General features: G+C 51.7%; 16 protein-coding genes. 6 read left to right on the top strand and 10 right to left on the bottom strand.

Features of this window, described 5'->3' with window-relative positions; all coding sequences use genetic code 11:
* Nucleotides 1-6 precede the first annotated feature (6 nt).
* The 5 genes from pepN to AYI96_RS07660 all read right to left on the bottom strand — a co-directional run bounded on the left by pepN (nucleotide 7) and on the right by AYI96_RS07660 (nucleotide 6,491).
* Complete coding sequence (pepN, locus tag AYI96_RS07680) at nucleotides 7-2,592, bottom strand: aminopeptidase N (RefSeq protein WP_144361340.1); 2,586 nt, start codon at nucleotides 2,590-2,592, stop codon at nucleotides 7-9.
* Nucleotides 2,593-2,717: 125 nt separating this feature from the next.
* A complete protein-coding gene (gene prc, locus AYI96_RS07675; RefSeq protein ID WP_039033240.1) occupies nucleotides 2,718-4,781 on the bottom strand; it encodes a carboxy terminal-processing peptidase in 2,064 nt (687 codons plus the stop codon).
* 30 nt (nucleotides 4,782-4,811) lie between these two features.
* Nucleotides 4,812-5,468: an RNA chaperone ProQ gene (gene proQ / locus AYI96_RS07670; protein WP_039033241.1), complete on the bottom strand. Its 657-nt coding sequence runs from the start codon at nucleotides 5,466-5,468 to the stop codon at nucleotides 4,812-4,814.
* A gap of 263 nt (nucleotides 5,469-5,731) precedes the next feature.
* Entirely contained in the window at nucleotides 5,732-6,190 is a 459-nt protein-coding gene (locus AYI96_RS07665; RefSeq protein WP_039033242.1) for a GAF domain-containing protein, read from the bottom strand.
* Nucleotides 6,191-6,203: 13 nt separating this feature from the next.
* The gene (locus AYI96_RS07660) at nucleotides 6,204-6,491 is read right to left on the bottom strand and encodes a YebG family protein (protein WP_039033243.1); all 288 of its coding nucleotides are present in this window, start codon (nucleotides 6,489-6,491) and stop codon (nucleotides 6,204-6,206) included.
* A 195-nt stretch (nucleotides 6,492-6,686) separates the two neighbouring features.
* On the opposite strand from AYI96_RS07660, the gene AYI96_RS07655 reads away from it, so the two are divergent.
* The 3 genes from AYI96_RS07655 to AYI96_RS07645 are packed head-to-tail and all read left to right on the top strand — an operon-like array spanning nucleotide 6,687 to nucleotide 10,561.
* A complete protein-coding gene (locus AYI96_RS07655; RefSeq protein WP_039033313.1) occupies nucleotides 6,687-7,334 on the top strand; it encodes a paraquat-inducible protein A in 648 nt (215 codons plus the stop codon).
* Entirely contained in the window at nucleotides 7,324-7,962 is a 639-nt protein-coding gene (locus AYI96_RS07650; RefSeq protein WP_039033244.1) for a paraquat-inducible protein A, read from the top strand. Before AYI96_RS07655 ends, AYI96_RS07650 begins: the two co-directional genes overlap by 11 nt.
* The gene (locus tag AYI96_RS07645) at nucleotides 7,940-10,561 is read left to right on the top strand and encodes a PqiB family protein (protein ID WP_144361339.1); all 2,622 of its coding nucleotides are present in this window, start codon (nucleotides 7,940-7,942) and stop codon (nucleotides 10,559-10,561) included. Before AYI96_RS07650 ends, AYI96_RS07645 begins: the two co-directional genes overlap by 23 nt.
* 62 nt (nucleotides 10,562-10,623) lie before the next feature.
* On the opposite strand, the gene AYI96_RS07640 is transcribed toward AYI96_RS07645, so the two are convergent.
* Nucleotides 10,624-11,850: a nucleoside recognition domain-containing protein gene (locus tag AYI96_RS07640; protein WP_144361338.1), complete on the bottom strand. Its 1,227-nt coding sequence runs from the start codon at nucleotides 11,848-11,850 to the stop codon at nucleotides 10,624-10,626.
* Between the two features lie 71 nt (nucleotides 11,851-11,921).
* Between AYI96_RS07640 and rsmF the strand changes: the two genes are divergently transcribed.
* Nucleotides 11,922-13,325 (top strand): 16S rRNA (cytosine(1407)-C(5))-methyltransferase RsmF, encoded by a 1,404-nt coding sequence (gene rsmF / locus AYI96_RS07635; RefSeq protein WP_144361337.1) that lies wholly within the window; start codon nucleotides 11,922-11,924, stop codon nucleotides 13,323-13,325.
* A 266-nt stretch (nucleotides 13,326-13,591) separates the two neighbouring features.
* Here rsmF and AYI96_RS07630 read toward each other — a convergent pair whose 3' ends face one another.
* Nucleotides 13,592-14,785: an ISL3 family transposase gene (locus AYI96_RS07630; protein WP_144361336.1), complete on the bottom strand. Its 1,194-nt coding sequence runs from the start codon at nucleotides 14,783-14,785 to the stop codon at nucleotides 13,592-13,594.
* Nucleotides 14,786-15,103: 318 nt separating this feature from the next.
* Between AYI96_RS07630 and AYI96_RS07625 the strand changes: the two genes are divergently transcribed.
* Entirely contained in the window at nucleotides 15,104-15,523 is a 420-nt protein-coding gene (locus AYI96_RS07625) for a secondary thiamine-phosphate synthase enzyme YjbQ (RefSeq protein WP_144361335.1), read from the top strand.
* A gap of 130 nt (nucleotides 15,524-15,653) precedes the next feature.
* Here AYI96_RS07625 and AYI96_RS07620 read toward each other — a convergent pair whose 3' ends face one another.
* From AYI96_RS07620 to AYI96_RS07610, 3 genes are all read right to left on the bottom strand, one after another.
* Nucleotides 15,654-16,868 carry an RsmB/NOP family class I SAM-dependent RNA methyltransferase gene (locus tag AYI96_RS07620; RefSeq protein ID WP_039033249.1) on the bottom strand — a complete coding sequence of 405 codons (1,215 nt, stop codon included), beginning with the start codon at nucleotides 16,866-16,868 and terminating at the stop codon, nucleotides 15,654-15,656.
* A gap of 220 nt (nucleotides 16,869-17,088) precedes the next feature.
* Complete coding sequence (locus AYI96_RS07615; RefSeq protein WP_039033250.1) at nucleotides 17,089-18,006, bottom strand: pseudouridine-5'-phosphate glycosidase; 918 nt, start codon at nucleotides 18,004-18,006, stop codon at nucleotides 17,089-17,091.
* On the bottom strand, nucleotides 18,000-19,091 hold the full coding sequence (locus AYI96_RS07610) for a PfkB family carbohydrate kinase (RefSeq protein WP_039033251.1): 1,092 nt from the start codon (nucleotides 19,089-19,091) through the stop codon (nucleotides 18,000-18,002). Before AYI96_RS07610 ends, AYI96_RS07615 begins: the two co-directional genes overlap by 7 nt.
* A 714-nt stretch (nucleotides 19,092-19,805) precedes the next feature.
* Here AYI96_RS07610 and AYI96_RS07605 point away from each other — a divergent pair.
* Nucleotides 19,806-22,397: a PAS domain-containing protein gene (locus AYI96_RS07605; protein ID WP_144361334.1), complete on the top strand. Its 2,592-nt coding sequence runs from the start codon at nucleotides 19,806-19,808 to the stop codon at nucleotides 22,395-22,397.
* Nucleotides 22,398-22,461 lie beyond the last annotated feature (64 nt).

Below are 22,461 nucleotides of genomic sequence, written 5' to 3'. Positions count from 1 at the left end.
TTGTACTCAGTCTTCCAGTGCGCGGCTGACCTTCTCATAAAGATCCCGTGACAACTCAGGCATGGCCAACAACTCCTGCAGACAAGCCTTCATTTTGGCCTGGCGCTCGTCATCAAACTTGGCAAACTGGATCAGCGGAGTGATGATCCGTGCTGCCACTTGCGGGTTGAGGCTATTGAGCTGTTTGAGCATGGCGGTAAGGAAAGCATATCCCTTGCCGTCCAAGCGGTGGAATTGGCGCACATTAGCCGCGGCAAAACTCCCCACCAGAGAGCGAACCCGGTTAGGATTATTCAGACTGAAGGCCGGGTGTTGCAACAGGGTCTCGAGTCTGGCGATCACCTCATCATCTGTCGCCATCGCCTGCAGACTGAACCATTTGTCCATCACCAGAGGAGTCTTATTCCAGCGCTGCTCGAATGTCTGCATCAGGGCATCACGGCACTGACAATCGGCATCGTTAGCGGCAAGCAGCGCGCCCAGCGCATCTGTCATGCCAGAGGCCGAGGCAAACTGCTGTTCAATCAAGGACTCATATTCATCAGAGACTTTGGCCAGCAGCCAAAGCAGAGTGTTTTTCAAACTGCGGGCGGCAGCGTCATCCAGCGACAGTAATTGACGATAACGGGCCAACAGCTCATCTTCACAGCCACTGGCGATGGCTTCAATCACAAAGTCGCGTGCCAGCAACAGGGCATCCAATTCCACCTTATCGGCCTGTTCAATCAAGGAAGACACTGAAAGCAGCTTGAGGATTTCGGCCGCAAGGCCCTTATCCAAGGATTCGTCCAGCATCACGCCTCTGAAGCCGTCGACAACCCGAGGATCCAGATGCATCCCCTGCCCCTGTTCAAGTAAGGTCACATTGGCCCACACGGCGCGGCTGAAGAGGCTCATAGCCGCTTCCCAACGGGCCACTTCACTGCCGGCATGGCGCAGTAAGCAGAGCAGCTGCATTGTGCTGTAGTCATACTTGAGCTTCACCGGCGCCGAAAAGTCCTGCAACAGCGAAGGAATTGGACCGGCACTGATACCCTTGAACTCCAATGTCTGCTCGGCCTGAGTAAAATCAAACACTTGGTTGACCAAGGAGCTGCCATCATTGCCCAGCAGTTCCAGACTGAACGGAATATGCAATGGTGCCTTGGCCGCTTCTCCGGCGCGCACTGGAGTGAACTGTTTGAGGTGCAGGCGGTAAGTCTCTGTGCTTGCATCATACTCATCAGTCACTGCCACCTGAGGGGTGCCCGCCTGGCTATACCAGAGGCGGAACTGAGTCAGATCTTTACCTGAGGCATCTTCCATAGCAGCGACAAAGTCATCACAGGTAACCGCCTGGCCGTCGTGACGCTCGAAATAAAGCTTCATCCCCGCCTGGAAGGCCTGCTCACCCAGCAGGGTGTGCATCATGCGGATCACTTCGGCGCCCTTGTTGTAAACAGTGACTGTGTAGAAGTTATTCATCTCTATCACGCTTTCGGGGCGAATAGGATGCGACATCGGCCCCGAGTCCTCGGCGAACTGCTGATTCTTGATAACCTTAATGGCATGAATACGGTTGACGGCCCGGGAGCCGAGATCTGAGCTGAATTCCTGATCGCGAAATACGGTCAGCCCCTCTTTCAGGCTCAGCTGGAACCAGTCACGGCAAGTTACCCGGTTGCCGGTCCAGTTGTGAAAATATTCGTGACCAATAACGGACTCTATGCCGTGGAAGTCATCATCGGTCGCAGTGTCATTATCTGCCAACACATACTTGGTGTTGAAAACATTCAGGCCCTTGTTTTCCATGGCGCCCATGTTAAAGAAGTCTACTGCCACCACCATGTAGATATCGAGATCATACTCGAGGTCAAAGCGTGACTCGTCCCAGGCCATCGCCTTTTTCAATGAAGCCATGGCGTGTCCGGCCTTATGCAGGTTGCCCTTGTCGACAAACACCTGCAGTTTAACCTCTCTGCCGGAACGGGTGGTAAAACTGTCTTCCAACAGATCAAAATCACCGGCAACCAGCGCAAACAAGTACGCGGGTTTAGGGAAAGGGTCTTGCCAGACGGCGAAATGACGACCATCGTCCATCTCCCCTTTTTCCAGCAGATTGCCGTTGGAAAGCAGGAAAGGAAACGCCTTGTCGGCTTCGATACGTACCTGGTATTTGGCCAGCACATCGGGACGGTCGAGAAAATAGGTGATGCGTCTGAAACCTTCCGCCTCACACTGGGTGCAATAGGCCCCATCAGACATGTACAGACCTTCCAGTGCCGAGTTATCGGCCGGGCTGATACGAGTCACCAGAGTCAATTCAAATTCGTTGAGCTCAGTTTCAAGCAGCAGTTTACCCGGCTCGAGGCGATAGTCGGCCGGTTCACCGTTAACCAACAGCTGTTCCAATTCCAGCTCGTCACCGTCAAGCTGCAGAGGTTCATTGTGATTGCCGTTGCGCTTAACCTGGCTGACCGCAGTCACCCGGGTTTGCTTGGGTTCGAGCTGAAATGAGAGGGACAGTTCTGGGATCAAAAACGCCGGTGGACGATAATCAGCCAGGCGCTTGGCTTGCAGTTGGTCCGGGGAAAGGTTTTGTGCTTCAGACATAGGTCATCCTTAATTCGTTGGGCACTGGCAGTCGCTGAGTTCGTTGACTGATCTTGCCTCTGTGAGCGCTGGAAGCAAACAAAAAACGCGCAATCAGCGCGTTTTTATGTTTCCTGGATCCAGCATCAATTTGCGCTGTTTTTTGCCAATTTCTGATAGTCCACCATATCCAAAGTGATATAGACGGCTTCATCGAGGAAGGCATCCGGAGTCTCGATTTTTTTCTCATCTTCGGAGACATTTTCATCGTCATCCAGAGACTTCAAGGGCTCGAGACCATGGTCAACCCGACGTTCGTTGAGGCGGGCCAACTGTTTTTGATCGTCCTTATCCCGTTCGGCCAGACGCTCGCTTTCCACCAGAGAAACACTCTTCTCTTTATGGTGTTTCTTGAACTCGCCTATATCCTGCAGTATATAACCGAACTCAACGTCCTGCTGTATCCTACTCTGGTGGCGTTTCGCAAGATTGCTGACCATCTCTGCGCCAATTTCACCCAAAGGCTGGTACTTGGCGACAGGGACCTTATCCCATGGCAGAGCATTGTCTTCTTCCGCTTCACCGTATTCACCCGGCTCCAACGCACTGGGGAACGGGATATCCGGAGTCACCCCTTTCAACTGGGTGCTGCCACCATTGATACGGTAGAATTTGGCTATGGTGTACTGCACATGACCAACCGGCTTTTCATACAGGTCGTAGATACGGCCAAGGCTCTTGTGCTGCTGCACTGTGCCCTTACCGAATGTCGATTCACCAATAATCAAGGCGCGGCCATAATCCTGCAATGCAGCGGCAAAAATTTCCGAGGCCGAGGCCGAGTAACGGTCAACCATCACTGTGAGTGGGCCGTCGTAATAGCTCTTGCCGTCGTTGTCACGGTTTTCACTGATGCGACCATTGGCGTCACGAATTTGCACCACAGGTCCCTGGTCGATAAACAGCCCAGTGAGCAAGGTTGCTTCAGTCAAGGCGCCACCACCGTTACCGCGCAGGTCAACAATCACACCTTCAACCTTAGCTTCATTAAGGGTTTGTAACTCTTTGGCCACATCACGGGATAAGTCCATATAGAAGCCAGGGATCTGAATAACACCGATTTTACGCTGGGCGTAAGGACCGGTATCCGGCTCAACTATCTTGGAAGTCGCCGCCCTGTCTTCGAGACGGATTTTGTCCCGCACCACAGTCACATTGATGGGTTTAGCATTGGAGCCGCCTTTTTTGGGCAGCACCTGCAGGGTTACTTTGCTACCTTTGGGGCCCTTGATGAGCTCAACCACATCATCCAGACGCCAGCCGATCACATCGACCATCTCCTTGCCTTCCTGACCCACACCGACAATTTTATCTTCCGGCGCCAACTTCTCACTCAGCGCTGCCGGGCCACCAGCCACCAGACTCTTGATAACCGTGTAGTCATCTTCCATCTGCAACACGGCACCTATCCCTTCCAGGCTCAGGTTCATCTCCATCTGGAAACGTTCGGCATTACGGGGAGACAGATAACTGGTGTGCGGCTCGACACTGCGGGCAAAGGCATTCATCAGCCCCTGGAACACGTCTTCGCTGTTGGTTTGCTTCAGGCGTTTGATGGCGTTGTTGTAGCGCTTACCCAGCATTTCAACAATCTCCGGCCACTCTTTACCGGTAAGCTTAAGGTTAAGGGCATCGTATTTGACCCGCTGACGCCACAGCTCATTGAGCTCTGCCTCGTCCTTGGGCCAGGCGGCATCTTTACGATCAAAGACATAAGCATCGCCAGCCTGATCAAAGTCCATCTCTTTATCGAGCAAACTCAAGGCATAGACAAAACGCTCATAACGGCGCTGCTGCACCAGATCGTACATCTTGTACGCAGGTTCCAGATCGCCGCTACGCACCATATCGTCAAACTGGTTGGCATAGACTTTAAAGCTGTCGATATCGCTCTGCAATAATACATTGCGGCGATAGTCAAGCTGTTCGAGGTAGCGCTTGAAGATCTGCTGAGAAAAAGCATCATCCAGATCGAATCTGTGATAATGGGAGCGACTGAACAGGCCGGTTATCCTTTTACTGGCAACCTTGTGTTGCGGCTCCTGTTGCAGATGGGGTAACTCGCTGACCGGGACTGCCGGTGAGATAGCCAGCGCCTGGGAACCCATAAAGACACTGGCGATCGATGCAGCAAGAATAAATTTTCGCATCAGCAAGTTACTCCTTTCTATTTGATGATTTTACAGCAGAATATGTTCCACACGGACCTTGACTGACAGCCCGGAATCCAGTTGAACGTGAACATCTTCTTTATTGATGTCGAGGATCACACCGGCTACCGGCGTCATACCCAATTTGACATTCACTCGCTGTGAAGGTTTCAGCTCTTCCAACACGGCTGGAACCAGTTCCACGGCTGGAGCAGCGGGCTTCGGCTTGCGGGCCACTTTCTTGTCACTACGAGGACGCTCGTTGCGGGGCTTATCCCCCTGAGGACGTGGCTTGCGCGCAGGCCTGTTTTTCTTGGCTTCGCCTTCTTTGGCAGGCTCAGCCGCACGGCGGGCCTTGGCCTTTTCCTGGCTCTCTTTCAGCGTCGCCTTGGCATGTTCAATATGCTCCGGGTCCAGCTCGCCGCAAGGGTTACCATCGAGATCCACTCGCTGTGCGCCTTCCTTGATGCACTTAAGATAACGCCAACTGTTGGTGTAGCGTCTCAGGGCGACCCTAAGTTGGGTCTTACTGACTTTGGAATCATCAGCCAACCTTTCAGCCAAATCCTGAAACAGTCCTATCTTCAGTGGTTTGGTTTCTCCTTCAGCGATAAAGCACAAAGGAAATGTTTCATACAAATACGCCAGAATAGCGTTGGTGTCGGTCAACTTTTCTGTTGATTCCATCATTACTTCCACAGTTAACAGGGGACGTCAGTGGTCAGTTAGGTCTGCTGTACTCACGGCGTCGTTCATCTTCGTTAACCCCTTGGGGGATAACGTACAAATTAGCATGCATTCAGCCATAGCCAAAGGCATGACACAAAACTTAACATTTCAGCCTGATACGACCAAGCACCACAAACGGTCATTTGGCCCTCAGAGCAGCCGCCTATTATAAGCTGCGTGCGCCTTATTGCGACCATCAATTGTGGCAGATTGTACGGGAATTAACCAAATAAGCACTTTTCCAGACTCTGCACCAGGCTCTCCAGTCCGGTTTGATCCTCTTTATCGAAACGCGACAGGCTGGGGCTGTCGATATCCAGTACGGCAATCAGCTCACCCTTTTGGTAAACAGGGATCACAATTTCCGAGTTACTGGCGGCATCACAAGCGATATGTCCGGCAAACTGATGTACATCCTCAACCAACTGAGTCTCGGCCTTGGCAGCCGCGGTGCCACAGACACCTTTACCCATTGGAATTCGGGTGCATGCCAGTTTGCCTTGAAACGGCCCAAGCACCAATTGCTCGCCTTTGAGCAGATAAAAGCCCACCCAATTGATGTCCTCAAGGTGTTCATTCAACAAAGCAGAGAAGTTGGCCATGGCACAAATCATATCGTCTTCACCGGCAAACAGTGCCTGTACCTGACGGTTGAGCGTATCGTAAAACTGAGCTTTCATCTGGGGTTCCGGGTTATGCTTTTTCTGATTCCGTCTTTTTCTTGCTGCTCTTGGCGGGAGCCGGCGCTTTTACCGGGGCGCCCTTGAGCAGATTCGCCAATGTATCTTTATGAGAAGCTAAATAAAAAGCAAGTTTTTCCGTTGTATTATCATCCAATTCCAATTCACTACCTTGGATAAAGGGGATTAAGTTATCCGCGATGTCGAGCATCTTATCGTAGGCGTCAGCCTCCTTCTTAGATGTAAATGTCATCTTCTCAACCCCTTCTCTGACCACAACGTACTGAGTTATAACGGCCATGACCTTCCTCACACTGTTTAAATATACAGTAAATAGATTGACATAAAATGCGCTATAGATGCAAGAGACGCGCTCTTTCTGATAGTATTTGCGAGTTTGTTTTGTCGACTCACTCCAATGGACCACAAGCAGCGCTGTTAGCGTGTTGACGATTAAGCTTGGGTCACCATGGCCAGAACAGGACATATCCAGCATTTGAAAGCGTATAATCCAAGCGACAACAAACCGGACTGCAGCATAGTGCTCTGCCGCGCCTGTGATCTGGCGGTGAGCAAACGTGCCCTGCCCTCCGGCGTCAGAGCGCTTTGTCCAAGATGCCATACGGCGCTTTATGATGCCCCCTACTGCTCCATCAATGGCATGCTGGCGCTATGTATCAGCGCCCTGCTGTTTTATCTGCCCGCCATGCTGCTACCCGTGCTGGAAATGCACTTTCTCGGCAGTGTCAGAACCACGACCGCATACCAGGGCGCCTTGGCGGTGATGGACCAAGGTTATTGGATAGTGGGGATTGCTGTGTTGGTGGCGGCCGTCATCGCCCCCGGAGTACTCAACCTATCGATTTTTATCCAAGTGCTGATCATCAAGGCAGGTCTGGTGCAGCATCACTTCTGGCGAGGGGTTCTCACCTGGCTGCTCAAGAAGCAAGGCCTGCTGTCGCAAATGACCATGCTGGAAATTTATGTGATCAGTTTCCTGGTTTCCGCCTTTCAGTTGTCCGACTTCTCCGATGTTTACTTTGGCATGGGAACCTTTTGTTTTACCATGCTGTTTTTGGTGACTCTCTTCCTGCAGCGCGAATATAACCTGGAGCATATGTGGAGTTTTCTCGATGAAAGCTAGAAAGCAGATCCAGGGCAAAGACATGGGCATGTGCACCTGCCCTGCCTGCAAGAAACTCAACCTGATAGAGGATGAGTACTGCAGCCGCTGCCAAAACCCACTCAGGCTAAGGGACGAAACCAGTCTGCAAAAAAGCTGGGCCTTGCTGATCACTGCAGCCATCTTGTTAATCCCGGCCAACATCTATCCCATTACCATGCTCACCAAACAGGGCAAGGTTACCTACGACACCATTTTTTCCGGCATCACCCATCTGGTACAGTCGGATATGTTACCCATCGCCATCATAGTCTTTACCGCCAGTATTCTGGTGCCCTGGCTGAAGATTATCGGCCTGGCTTTCTATCTGACGGCGATCAGTTTCAACCTGCCTATCCCCAAACGGCCACTGATGGCTGGGTTTCATATCATAGAATGGATTGGACGCTGGTCTATGCTGGATCTGTTTGTCATATCCATTACCGTTGCCCTGGTTAATATGGGGCAATTGCTGGACGCCAAGCCGGCGCCGGCAGCAACTGCGTTTGCCTTGGTCATCCTCTTTACCCAACTTGCGGCCAAGGTGTTGGACACACGTTTACTTTGGGATCAACTGGACACTGAAGATGACGCAAATCGAAAAGCCTAAAATAGTCAAAAAGAAGCTTTTTTCCCCCATCTGGCTGTTACCTATAGTGGCGTTGGCTTTAGGCGCTTGGCTGGGGCTGAAGAGCATCAAGGAATCCGGCATTGAGGTGCGGATCCACTTCCCCAGTGCCAGTGGTATGGATGTGGGCAAGACACTGGTGCGCTATCAGGGCCTGACCGTCGGCAAGGTGATGGATATCTCCATCGATGAAGAGCTGCAGGGCGTTAACGTCGATGTATTGATGGACTACCGCGCCGAGCCTTTCCTCAGGGATGAAACCAAGTTCTGGCTGGTGACCCCCAAGGCATCCATCACAGGTGTCGAAGGTTTGGATGCTTTGTTCTCAGGGAACTATATAGGCATTCAACCCGGAGACGGAGATTCACGTTACAGCTACGAGGCCGAGCGCTCTGCCCCGCCGGTGCTGCCCAGTAATGATGGTTTAGTGATTGAACTGAGCGCCGATCGCCTCGGCTCACTGGATGTGGGCTCTCCGGTATTCTATCGCCAGGTACCGGTTGGCAGTGTGGTCAGCTATCGACTCGACAACAGCGACAAATTGCTGCTAAGCGCCTTTATTCAGGAGCAATATGCCTATCTGGTCAAAAAGGATTCCCGCTTTTGGAATGTCTCCGGCATAGAGATCAACGCCTCACTTTCCGGCGTTAAGGTCAGCGCAGAGAGCCTGGCGGCGATACTCGCCGGCGGCATCAACTTTGATTCCCCCGAAAGCTCAAAGAACGCAGTAAACGGCGATAGTTTCACCCTATATGACAATGAAACAGAAGCCAGTGGCGGCGCCAGCTTTATTCTGTCGGCAAAAAACGCCGATGGCCTCAACAAGGGCAGCTCCATTCTCTACCGCGGTTTGCCCATAGGGGAAATCGAAGAGATAGTGCTGGCCGATGACGGCGTGGCGCTGCATGCCCGCCTGGACGCCCCCTACTCGAGTCTTTTGACCGGCACGGCGCAGTTTTGGCGTGAAGGCGCTGAGCTGTCACTGTCCGGCATAAAACACCCGGGCCGATTGCTGAGCGGCGATGCCATCGCCTTTCTCCCGGGTACGGGCGAGGCCCAAACCCGTTACGCCTTGGCCGAGCAGGCGCCGGATCTCAGCAAGGCCAAGGCGCTAAAGATAACGCTTAGAGCCGATGAAAACCCCGGCATCAGCCCAGATGCCGAGCTGAGGTACAAGAAGATCGCCATAGGCAAGGTCACTTCGGTTGCCCTGAGTCAGGACTTTAACTCGGTAGAATACCAGGCCGAGGTGTTGCCCGAGTTTGCCCCGCTGCTGACTCAAGGCAGTGACTTCATCGCCGAAGCCGCGCTGGACTTCAACGCCTCACTGGACGGCGTCAGCCTCAAGAGCGGCGATTTTGCAACCCTCACCAAGGGCAGTGTCAGCTTAAGACGCGGCAAAAGCCGCAAGGGCGCCGATCTTTCCAAACCGCTGCCGCTGTTTGCCTCGAGTGCCGAGGCCGGTCACTATTACCAAGGCATGGAGCAGCTAAAATGGCAACTCTACAGCGATGATGGCGCCGACTTGAGCCCGGGCGCACCTGTCTACTACAAGAAGATGCAGATAGGTCAGGTGAAACAGGTCAGTTGGCAGAGCCAGGATGACAGATTTGCCGTTGCGCTCGCCATAGACCATACCTTTGCGCCCCTGCTCAAACCCAATGCCGTGTTTTGGCGCAACCAGGCGGTGTCAATCGATGCCGGACTTTCGGGAGTCAAGCTGGATGTCGCGCCGCTGGCCGGTGCCATCAAGGGCAGTATCAGTTTGGGCTTTTTGGAGCAAGGCGAGCCCAACAATAAGCAGCTTTATGCTTCCGAGTCACTGGCGCGCAATCAGGCCGTTGCCATTGGGCTGAGTTTCCCGGCCAGTGCCACTATCAAACCAGGTGCCGCTATCCGCTATCAGGGGCATCAGATAGGTGAAGTCACCCGGGTAACCTTGAGTGACGATCTCCACAGCCAGCAACTCAGTGCCTTTCTCTATGGCCGCTATGCCGAGCCGTTTCTCAAAAGCGACAGTCGCTACAGCTTGGTCAACGCCGAAATATCCCTTAAGGGCATAAAGGCACCGGAAACCCTGCTGACCGGCGCCTATATCAGTGCCCTGCCGGGCCAAGCCGCCGAAGTAAGCCAACAGTTCAATGGCCAAGTACACACGGCGGTTGCCCCAGAGGCCGATGCGCTGCAACTGGTGCTGAGCAAGCCCAGCCTGGGCTCGGTCAACGTAGGCACAGGGATCTTCTTTCGCGGCATTCAAATTGGCGATGTAACCAGTTACCGGTTGGCGCCCAAGGGCGATGAAGTCTGGATCCAGACTCAGATTGCCGCGCCCTATCGGCATCTTATCAACCAGAGCAGCAGGTTCTACGACTTGTCCGGTATTCGGGTCGATTTGGGGCTGTTTTCCGGAGCCCAAATCGAAACCGGCTCATTGGAAACCATACTCGCCGGCGGCATAGGAGTGGTCACTGAACTCGACAACCAAAGCAGTAAACCGCTTGAAAACCAGAGCCTGATGCCACTTAATGATAAACCCGAGCGCGACTGGCTCGATTGGCGTCCAAGACTCAGTCAGCCATAAAACCCAAACGGGGCTCATCTGAGCCCCGTTTTTTAACTCTGCAATCCTACCTATGTTTCACCTCAGCCATAAAACCAATAACACACCGCAATAGCAGTGCAGATACCCGCCAGATCGGCAAACAAGCCGCAAGCTAGTGCGTGGCGGCCATTGCGGATACCGACGGCACCAAAATACACCGCCAGCACGTAAAAAGTGGTTTCTGTACTGCCCTGGAAAATGGCCGCCAGCCTGCCGGCAAAAGAATCGACGCCGTAATGGGCCATGGTTTCCAGCATCATGGCTCTGGCGCCTGAGCCGCTCAAAGGCTTCATCAGGGCGGTTGGCAAAGCATCGATAAAGCGGCCATCCATCCCCATATGGCTCACCAAAGCGGCTATAACCCCGAGTAGATAATCCAGCGCGCCGGAGGCGCGCAGTAAGGCTATCGCCAACAACATGGCCAGCAGATAAGGAATGAGCCGCACCGACTGTTCAAACCCCGACTTGGCACCTTCGATAAACTCATCGTAAACCGCCACCCGCCTAAGCAGCGCCACCAACACAAAGGCAAAGATGATCCCCAGCAGCAAACCGTTCCCCAGCATGGCGGAGACTTCGCCGATCCGCTCGGCTCCCAGGGTCAACAGGTACATCACACCGGCACTGAGACCGCCGAGCAGTATCGCGCCATAACCCAGCACCACCCAATCCAGTAAACGTATCCTTTGCACCAGCGCCACCAGACTCAAACCTGCCAGGGTCGAGCCCAGGGTCGAAAGCAAAATAGGCAGGAAAATATCGGCAGGATCAGCCGCCCCTTGCTGCGCCCGGTACAGAAAAACCGTCACGGGCACCAAAGTCACGGAAGAGGTATTGAGCACCAAAAACAGGATCTGGGCGTTGGTGGCGGTCTTCTTGTCGGGGTTCAGGCTTTGCAGGTCCGCCATCGCCTTAAGTCCCAATGGCGTGGCGGCATTGTCCAACCCCAGCATATTGGCGGTCAGGTTCATGGTGACGCTGCCATAGGCGGGATGGCCTCTTGGTACCTCCGGCATCAGCTTGCTGAGCAGCGGCTCAAACACCCAGGCGATGGCTGCAACCACTCCGGCTTTTTCCCCGAGACGCATCAGCCCCATCCACAGGGTCAACACCCCAATCAATCCCAGCGCTATTTCGGCGGCCAGTTTGGCGCTGTCAAACATCGCCGTGACAGACTCATTGAGAACGGTCGCATCGCCGCTCATCAAACGCAGCAAAATCGCTCCGAGCGCGATAATAAAGAACAGACTCCAAACCCGGTTCAACACCTAAAACACCCCACAGTCGCCGCGCCCGAGTGTGCTATACTGCCGCCATCCCGGGGTCACCCTTTTTGTTTATGGTTCAATTAAATCAGAATTTTATCAACAGTATCGCCAAGGATCTGCCTGAACATCTCAAGCTCGAGGATTTTATTCACTTTTGCAGCTTACCATTGAGAGCCGCCTTGCGGGTCAACACCCTCAAAATCAGCGTCGATGAATTCCTCTCGAGAATGCAAGCCAAAGGCTGGCAGTTTGAAACCATTCCCTGGTGCCCAGAAGGCTTTTGGTACCAGGCGGGTGATAGCCAACCCGGAAACTGTATCGAACATCAGCAAGGGCTGTTTTACATTCAGGAGGCGAGCTCCATGCTGCCACCCGCGGCGCTGCTTGAACCGGGAATGGAGCGGGTGCTGGATATGGCCTCGGCGCCGGGATCCAAGACCACACAAATGGCGGCCATGATGGCCAATGGAGGCGTGCTGATCGCCAACGAATACTCCTCCAGCCGCGTCAAAGTGCTTCATGCCAATCTGCAGAGAATGGGGGTCAGCAATACGGCACTGACCCACTTCGATGCCAGGGTGTTCGGCCAATACCAGTATGAATCCATGGATGCCGTGTTGCTCGATGCCCCCTGTAGCGGTGAAGGTACGGTACGTAAGGATCCGGATGCCCTCAAACACTGGGATCCACAGGAGATAGCCGACATTGCCACCACCCAGAGGGACCTGATAGATTCCGCCTTTCTGGCACTTAAGCCAGGCGGGGTAATGGTGTACTCCACCTGTACCCTCAACAGCCAGGAAAACCAGGCCGTACTGCAACACCTCAAGCAAAAATATGGCGCTGCCGTGGTCTTTGAGTCACTTGATTCACTGTTTACCGGGGCAGAAAAAGCCTGCACTGCCGAGGGATTCTTGCATATTTGGCCGCAAATCTATGACAGCGAAGGTTTCTTTGTTGCCAAGGTGCGTAAACTGAGTTCAGTGGCGCGCGAAAGTGATGAACCCAAACAGCAAAAGCAGTTTCCTTTCACTCCCGCCAGTACCAAACAGCAACAGGCCATCGCCGCCGAGCTGCAGCGGTTGCTTGGCAAAACGCTTCCCGAAGGCAGCCTCTGGATAAGGGATCAGGAGTACTGGCTGTTTCCCAGCGACTTTGAGCCCTTTATCGGCAAGATGCGTTATCAACGTATCGGCCTTAAACTTGCCGATGACAGTAAGCATGGGTTGAAACTGCGCCATGAAGCCTTAATGGCCTTGGGAGTAACCGCCGACAAGGGTTATGAAGTTACAGAGCCTGAGGCTCAGGCTTATCTGATGGGACGGGATATCGCGCTGGATGGCAGTGAAAAGGCCCGAGGTGAGCTGGTATTGACCTGGGGCGGGCAAGTGCTTGGGCTGGGTAAACATCTGGGCAACCGGCTGAAAAACAATCTACCGCGGGAACTGGTCAAAGACAAAATTTGTCTGTCCTGAACCCAAACACTAAGCTGCTATAGTTAGTATTCCATTAAAAAGAGTGGATTACCCAGTCAATCTGTTTGAGCGCTCGCATTTTGGTTATACCTTATAATAATTAGTGCTAACAAATCCGCTGTCTGAATGCATCTTTCAGCGGTTATCGGCTAATATTTATTCAGAGATAGCCAATCCTGTCGGATCTCAACATTAGCGCACGGCTCAACCATGAGCCATTCCCCTAGGCCCAAAACAATTGGAATAGTTTTGGGCCTTTTTTTGGTTCATCGCGGATCTCCGGGGAACGCCTCTCTGACTTTCAGAAAGAAGTATTCGGTATCCCGGTAGCCATAGCCCATTCGCTTCAGCAGTTTGATTTTGTTGTTCATCCCTTCCAGTCGGCAGGTGTGCAACGGATGAACCGCTGAAGCAACTATGCCATGAAGATAGTTCTTAAGACGCTGGCCAAATTGGAGTAACGGCCTGATACCGCTCTCTCTGACTTGTTGCCACCAGAGGTTCCATTGAGCCATGGCTTCGGCTTCATCTGTGCAGTACCACATCTCCTTGAGTTGCTCCCTGAGTAGGTAAACTGTCATTAAGCTTTTGTTCGACTCCAACAGCTCGTTGAGATAACCCGCCTGTTTGTCTGTCAAATTATCTCTGTTTTTGAGTAAGACCCAGCGCCCCCGTTTCACCCGTTTGCGGGCTGGTTTGTCGTGCTTGAGTTGATTAGCCTGGTCAACCCTGACTCGGTCGATGACTTCACGGCCATACTTGGCAACAACATGGAACAAGTCGTAGATCACTTTGGCTTGGGGACAGTGCATCTGTACCTCCAAGTCAAAGGCAGTATTCATATCCATAGCAACGGCTTCAATCTGTTGGCAGTACTGACCCAACTTAACGAAAAACGGCCGGATAGCTTCTCTACTGCGGCCTTCACCTATCCAAAGGACTTGATGAGTATCTGCATCGGCCACCACGGTGGCGTAACGATGGCCTTTGAACAGGGCAAATTCGTCCATGACCAGGCGTTTGACACGACTCCAATCAGGCTCTGTGACCTCCCTTGCCAGCCGACGTTTGTCGATAGTCTTGATGGTATGCCAGTGCAGGCCAATGAGTTGCGAAATATGTTTAATCGGCAAGAGCTTGAGTAGCGCCTCGACATGCTCAATGAGCCGTGTGGTCTGGCGAGCATAGGGCTTTAACCAGCTGATATGTTCCCGAACGATACCGCAATCGGGGCAAAGAATACGGCGGACAGGTAGCCGTAACTGAACCTGAAACGCCAGTATGGTTCGTTCCGATACGCTGCGAAGTGAAGCGTCGTGAACGGCCTTAGCCGGTTTGCCGCAAGCACAGTAGCCGTTATCAATCGGCTTTAGGTGGATGATGAGGGTTTGTTGATTTTGCTCGGTATGGACGGCTTCAAAGCCTTCCCAGAGCACAATGGGAAAAGTAATATTCGACATTGAGAACGGTTGGGGTTGGTTATTGTTTTGGTTTGGCGACTAAACAATAACTCTCCAACCGTTTTCATTTCCAGTCCACGCTAATCTGCGATGAACCCTTTTTTTGCCCACTTTCCAGCTGAATAACAGCTCATAACTTTTATTTACTGCCACTAAGGTTACAACAAACCAGGTAAACACCTTATCACCCGGGCATTTAATATCCTGCTCTGCGGTTAGGGCAGGCACCTCTTCTTCTTGGAGTGACAACATTGAAAGAGATACAATGCATTGTCTAAAGGCTGTTTCTTTTGATGTTAACCGTTTTAAGGAGTGCCAATGTGGCGTCAGCAACAATTGACCTTAAGCCCCAAGCAACGTGGTTTTCATTTAATAAGCGATGATATTGCCAAGGCTCTTGATGATATGCCTTACGTCAGTTGCGGCCTGTTGCACCTGCAACTGCTGCATACCTCTGCCTCGCTGACGCTCAACGAAAACGCCGATCCCACGGTGCGGCAGGATTTTGAGGCTTGGTTCAATCACGCCGTGGCCGAAGATACTCCTTACTTTCGCCACACCTATGAGGGCGCCGATGATATGCCGGCCCATATTAAATCCAGCCTGCTGGGCACCAGTTTGCTACTGCCTGTCAGCGCCGGAGAACTGGCACTGGGTACTTGGCAAGGGATCTATCTTGGCGAGCACAGAGACAATGGCGGTCGGCGCCGCCTGCTGTTGACCCTGCAGGGGGAATAAAGCGGCAAGACTAGGCAAACCGGTAAGTGTGAGCGGCGCGGTTTTTGTTGAGATGCTTTTGTTGAGATGCTTTTTGAGGCGGATGTAAAACCGCCTGTTTAAGTCAATATGACTCAAACAGGCTTGATTGTTACTCGGCTATCCGCTCAATTCTTGCCAGATAGAAGCCATCGAAACCGGTTTTGGCCGGGCTGATGGTTTCCTCATCGAGTAAGCGGAAATGGCTTTGCTGCTTCAGAAAACGCGCTACCTGCTGCTCGTTTTCCTGCGGCATAATCGAGCAAGTGGCATAAACCAGGATCCCGCCCACCTTCACCATGCGGCTGTAACTGCCGAGAATATGCTCCTGCAGCTCCATCAGCACCGGCAAGCGCTCAGGGGTATCACGCCATTTGGTGTCCGGGTTGCGTTTCAGCACCCCAAGTCCTGAGCAAGGCACATCCAAAAGTACCCTGTCGGCGCTGAGTTTCAAACGTTTGATAGTCTTGCTGGATGCAATAAGCCGGGTTTCCACATTGTGGGCGCCGGCGCGGCGAGCCCGCTGCTTAAGGTTATCCAGCTTCCACTGCTCGACATCCATCGCCAGTAATCGTCCCTTGCCCTGCATTTTGGCGGCCAGGTGCAGCGTCTTGCCGCCGGCACCGGCGCAGGCATCAATGACCCGCATCCCGGGTTCAACCCCAAGGGCTTCGGCAACATGTTGCGAGCCGGCATCCTGCTGCTCAAACCAGCCCGACTTAAAGCATTCGGTGCGAAACAGCGCTGAATCGGAAATCACTTCAAGAGCACTGGCAACCTCGGGGACTTCACAAGTCTCCACCCCTTCCTTGGCAAGACGAGCCTTGAGTTCTTCCCGGCTGCACTTAAGTAAATTGGTGCGCAGATAACGTTTGGGGGCCTGAGTCAAGGCGTGGCGCTCCGCCGGCCAGTTGTCCCCCAGTTGTTCACTCCCTAGCGCTTCGAGCCATTGCGGGCAACCATCGAGCAGCGCAGGCTGTGCTTGGGCCGCCGCCATCCGCTGCTCAAGCAGTTCACTGTCCATCTGCAGCGCGTAGCGCATTTTCGGCAGCTCAAGGCCATTGGCCATATGCCAGGCGTTGATGAGCCTGGTGCCTTCACGCTCAATTTGCTCCGCTGCAACATCAGCCAAAAAACTGTAATAACTTAAACGGCGCAAAATATCCCCGGTGACCAGAGCAATTCTGGCTTGCTCCCAAGGCTTGAGCCGCTCAGGTGCAAACTGCTTTGAGTAGGCGCGGTCCAGTGGCGCACCTTGAGTCAGTACCTGATTGAGAATCGCAATGACCAGCTCACTGGCATGTTCACTAAGCGGGGAGTTAAGCATATTTGGGCCTCGGGATGGAAAACCGCTGGATCATAGGAGTTCGCCCCCGGCTCTGCAAGGGGCTTGAGTGGCTTTGGCCGGATTAATCCCGTTTTAAGACACTATTTACCCGATTTGAGCTTTGGCATGCTTTGGCTCAGGGGCGATATGTCATCCCAAAAGAAACCCGGCAATCGCCGGGTTGGTTGAGTTAGCTCAAGTAACCTTGAATGCCGTCTTGTTAACGAGCCACGTACTCGCGGGCAATCTCAGCCGCCAGCTTGGCATTGTTGTATACCAGCTCTATGTTGGCAGTCAGGCTGTGACCTTCGGTAATTTCGGCAACTTTGGCCAACAGGAACGGCGTTGAAGCCTTGCCGCCTATGCCTTTCTCATCCATTTCAGTCACTGCGCGGGCGATGGCACCATCGATCAGTGCTTTATCCAACGCATGCTCATGGGGAATTGGGTTGGCAATCACCATACCGCCCTTAAGCCCCATGTCCCACTTGGCTTTCATGGCAGCAGCGACCTCTACCGGCTGCTCCAAGCGATAGTCGACGCCGAAGTCACTCTCGCGAGTGTAGAAAGCCGGCAGTTTATCGGTTTGGAAACCAACGACAGGCACGCCTTGCGTTTCCAGATATTCACGGGTCAGGCCCAGATCCAGAATAGACTTGGCACCGGCACAAACCACGGCCACATCTGTGTTGGCCAGCTCCTGCAAATCGGCAGAGATATCGAAAGTTTGCTGAGCACCGCGGTGTACACCACCGATACCACCGGTAGCAAACACCTTAATACCGGCCATTGCGGCCAGGATCATGGTAGAAGCAACCGTGGTGGCACCGTCTGCACCTTTGGCGACAATAAAGGGAATGTCGCGGCGACTGGTTTTAATCACGGCTTCACCGGCCTTGCCCAGGTAATTGATCTCTTCCTGGCTCATGCCCACTTTAAGGCGGCCCTTGAGAATGGCGATAGTTGCAGGCACAGCGCCATTATCACGGATGATCTGCTCCACCTTGAGCGCTGTCTCAACGTTCTGCGGATACGGCATACCATGAGAAATAATGGTCGACTCCAGTGCGACCACCGGCTTGCCTTGTTCCAGGGCTGCTTGAACTTCAGGATGAATATCCAGATACTGCTTCAGCATAACGACTCCTTGATAATACGGTTTACAGAGATTTCAGACATATTGGGGTTGATAGTCGCGATATGAGACAGCGCCAAACGGGCCGCTGCCATCGCAAATTCTGTGGTTTCCAGCAATGGCCACTGCTTGAGCCAACCGTGAGCCAATCCGGCCAGGAAGGCATCTCCGGCGCCATTGGCGTTGACCATTTCCACCTGCTTGGTGGGCACCATCTGCGACTCGCCGCCATCACTGACAAATACCCCTTCACTGCCCATACTGAGGAAGATCCGCTTGACGCCCTGTTCATGGAACCAGTTAGCGATGGCGCTTAAGTCTTCTTTGCTGCGCATTTCGATGCCGGAGAGGTGTTCGGCTTCCTTGAGGTTGGGTTTGAGGGTGTGGATGGCGTTGAGATAAGGCTTGATTTTCATCGCCTTGACACAGGAAACCGTGTCAATAAATACCGGAACTTGAGGAAAGTTGCTCAAAAGATAGGATAAGGCGGCTTCAGAAAGGTTGGTATCCAACACCAGAAGTTCGGCGCGGCGCAGCATATCTTCAAGCCCCTTGAGCACTTCAGGGCCCAATCTTTCAAGAATGGCCATGTCATTGATGGCTACATGCATATCGGCGTCGCCATCCAATACCGAAAGATAGGTGGAGGTCACCGCGTCTTCAAACTGCAAGCTGTTGCCCATATCGACGCCGGCCTGACGACACTGGGCGGTAATCATCTCACCATAAGCGTCTTTGCCTATCGCCGTCACCAATCGAGTATCTGAACCCAGGCGCGCCAGGTTTTCGGCAATGTTGCGCCCAACACCGCCGGGTGAGCAACTGACGCTGCCAGGATTGGAATCCCCTACCCTTAGCTTGGAAGTCGGCCGACCAAGAATATCCATATTGGCACCGCCTATCACGACAGCATAGGGGTTCTCCACCAGGATATAACCCTTACCACGGATCACACCTTTATGAGTCAGGTTCATGATATGACCTGCGACTGCCGAGCGGGTTATGCCCAATTGATCAGCTAGTTTTTGTTGTGGGATCAATGGGTCAGCTTTAATCAGGGCCAGAATTTCGAGTTCACGTTCTGTCATTGGCGCGCTCCTGCACAAACATTTGTTTACGTGACAAACTTTTGTTTGCACAATAAACACTATATGAAGTGTAGGCAAGTAAAATTTAACCCCGAATGATAACTTCGTGATCCACCCAACAAATCCCAACAAGTAGGAAACAAGGTTTAACCACTACATATCAGTGAGTTGGGTTATAAATTACACCTAAGATTAACAAGTGCTTTGGGGGGGCAAAGTTAACCGCAACAAATTAGAGGCTGAGCTATGCTGTTGATTAAAGAAACTCAACAAAATGGGAGACTTCGGCGAGTAAAATAAATTGCCGGACAGCCTCTTCCGCCAAAGAGTTGGTAGTTCCATTGCTGCAGAACTCAACTCGCTTTCATTCAGATACCTTGACAGCCATTTGGAGACAACCAAAGCCGGTGACCCTTTTTCGCATCAAAGTAACAGAGCTCTGATGAGACATAGAAAAATGGCGGGTTTTCTCAATAGGTTATACTATACCTTTCCATATCAGGGTTTATTCAGTCACGAAAATGATGAACATATATACACCTTTTACAGATCGCGTCGGCTACACGTCAGTCGTCTGATTACACGCCCATAGTCTTGTTATAACCCTCAGACACTAAACGATATAATTTAACTGGGGGCAAGTTTCCGGGAAGGCTAAGCTCCCATCAGGAATTATATTAAGCAACTGATTTAAAGGCTTATTACTGAGGATATATGCAAGGGAACCAGGCGAAGCAACAATCCAACCCATTACCTTGGCTTCCCGGCTGGTTGAAACGCCTGCCGGTTAAATTTGCCCTCAGCCAGTTAATTATCAGCGCTCTTATCGTTATCAGTACTGTACTTGTACTGCTCAGCATCCAACGTAACCAGTTGCTTAGCCAACAAAGAGCATTGAATCAAAGTTATGGTCAAGTCGTTACCGCAAGACTGCAGGAAGTCACCTCCCAAATAGAAAGCCTGGTCAGTACCATGGCGAACCTCGGAGCTCTGTATCGTGGCAACGAATTTGAACTTCAGGCCAGTATCAAATCTGTGTTGGAATTAGATACCCAAAAGGAAATGATTACCGGCGGCGGTATTTGGCCCGAACCAAGAGCTTTTGAACCGGGAAAAATTCTTGACAGCCTCTTCTGGTATCGAGACGGTTATGGCGAATTGCAGCAACTCAACAGTTATAATGAACAACCCCAACAAGGTTACCATAACGAAGATTGGTATAAACCGACACGCTTTTTCCCGGCAGACAGAACCTTCTGGTCAAGTGCCTATCGTGATCCTTACACTGCAGAAGCCATGGTCACAGCGTCTGTTCCTATTTGGCAAGATCATGAATTTATTGGTGCCGCCACTGTAGACATTAGCCTGGGAGGCCTGAACCGTTTCTTTAGAGGCGCCCTGAAAGATCTTAGTGGTTATGTGTTTGCCCTTGATTATCGCAACCACTTACTCGCATCCCCCTGGGAAGATGAGTTTCAAGACAATACTCGAGAAAAGCCGCTGAGTTTAGATGATTTTCAACGTTTGGAACGCCTTTTCCCAGAATTCCAATTCGTTGGTGAAGCGCTTCGCAGTGCGGATCAAGTACTTATCCAACAGGCAAACCAACACAAAGCCTTTAGCAATCAACAATTGGCATCCTTGTTGGGGGACCGTGATGAAACAGACGCTGCGTTACTCAATACTATAATCAATAACTCTGCCAGAGAATGGCCAGCAAATGCCAAACTTTTGTTAACTCAAGAGCTTAATCAAGACCCCTTGCTCAAGGAACCTGCACTGGTTTCAGTATTTTTGATGCCAAAGACCTATTGGAAAATAGTAATAGTTACGCCACTGTCCTCGCTCAAGAAAGATGCAACCTTAATAGCCGGTAAAGTGGGTATCTATCTTGTTGCAATTCAACTGCTGGCGCTGTTACTGCTGTTTCTGGTTCAACACAGGTTATTTATTAAACCTATTAGCCGTATGGCCGAGGCGCTCAGAGAAAACAACCCTGCCCGTTTGGAGTTGGATGCCAGAGATAGAGAAGATGAACTGGGGATATTAGCCGGCAGCTTTATCTCCCGTACCCGGCAGTTGGAAACAACTATGGCTAGCCTGGACGCCAGTAACCTGGCGCTGGAGCAACAGCTGGAAGTACAGTATAAGGCCCAACAAGTCCTAAAAATACGTACCGAGCAGCTGAACGCCTTAATGAATCACTCGCAAAATATAATATATATCAAAGACTTGACTGGTAAATACACACTAGTTAATGATAAATACTGCGAAATAACCGCCCATGAACGCAATCAATTTATCGGCGCCAATGATACTCAGGTATTTCCGCTTGGCTTGGCGCAAATATACCAGGCCAATGATAAAAGAGTGATAAACAATCACAGTCCGTTCTGCTCTGAAGAACCCATAGCAACCCCTCTGGGAGATGTGACATTTCAAGTAACCCGCTTCCCAATTCGGGATGAATTTGCCGAGATCTGCGGCATAGGCGCCATAGCATTTGACCTTTCCAGTCACAAACGACAAGAGCGACAACTGGAACAGGCCCTGGAATTGCAGGTTGATCTCAATAAGCGTAACAAACGTACCATCCAACAACAGCAGCAACAGCTTGAGCAGTTGGAAACCATGTTGCAACAAGCACAAAGCAAGTCCCAGTTACTCAGCCTCAGCACAACATTGATGCAGGAACAGGAGTTACAACTCCCCAATTTATTTGGTCAGCTCATCTGTGAGCTATCTAGCGCTTTTGATCACTTGGGATCCCGACTGTTCGAGCCTGACATAGGCGAAATACAACAAGAGTCCAAAGAGCTTATCTTGGCTGAGTCCGCCAGATTACGCCATCTTTTGGCCTTGGTTAACCATCCTCAAACAGAAATCAAAGCGCTCTACTTCGACGAGTTTGTCTTCCATATGCAGGCTCTGTTGGCATCTGCATTTACTGAAGCCAATGTTGAAATGAGAATAATTATTGAAGAAAAGCTCCTACCTGGCGCCAAACCATGGCAATTATTATTGCTCTTCTACCCTTTGTTGAGACAAATATTACATGATACTCCCCAAGGTTCATGCATCACGCTCAACGCCACCAAAATAGATGAACATCATTTCGAGACTAGGCTAACCAACAGAAGGGAAACAAATCCTGAGCATGTAGCGAAAGAACACAGCGCAACAGATTCCCTTGTCAACTTGCAAGATTACGTTAGATTAAAGTTGCTTGGGGAGATGACCATAAGCGTCGATGATGACAAATACAGCCATATAAGGCTGGTTATTCCTTTAGAATCAATGAGCTAAAACATAAGCTGTATATTGAGAAGTTGATATTAACTCAAAGTATTTAACCAAGCACCCTGAGTTA

The organism is Shewanella sp. MSW, assembly GCF_007636515.1.
In the GTDB taxonomy this organism is placed as follows: domain Bacteria; phylum Pseudomonadota; class Gammaproteobacteria; order Enterobacterales; family Shewanellaceae; genus Shewanella; species Shewanella indica.
This window is presented reverse-complemented; position numbering and strand designations above follow the sequence as displayed.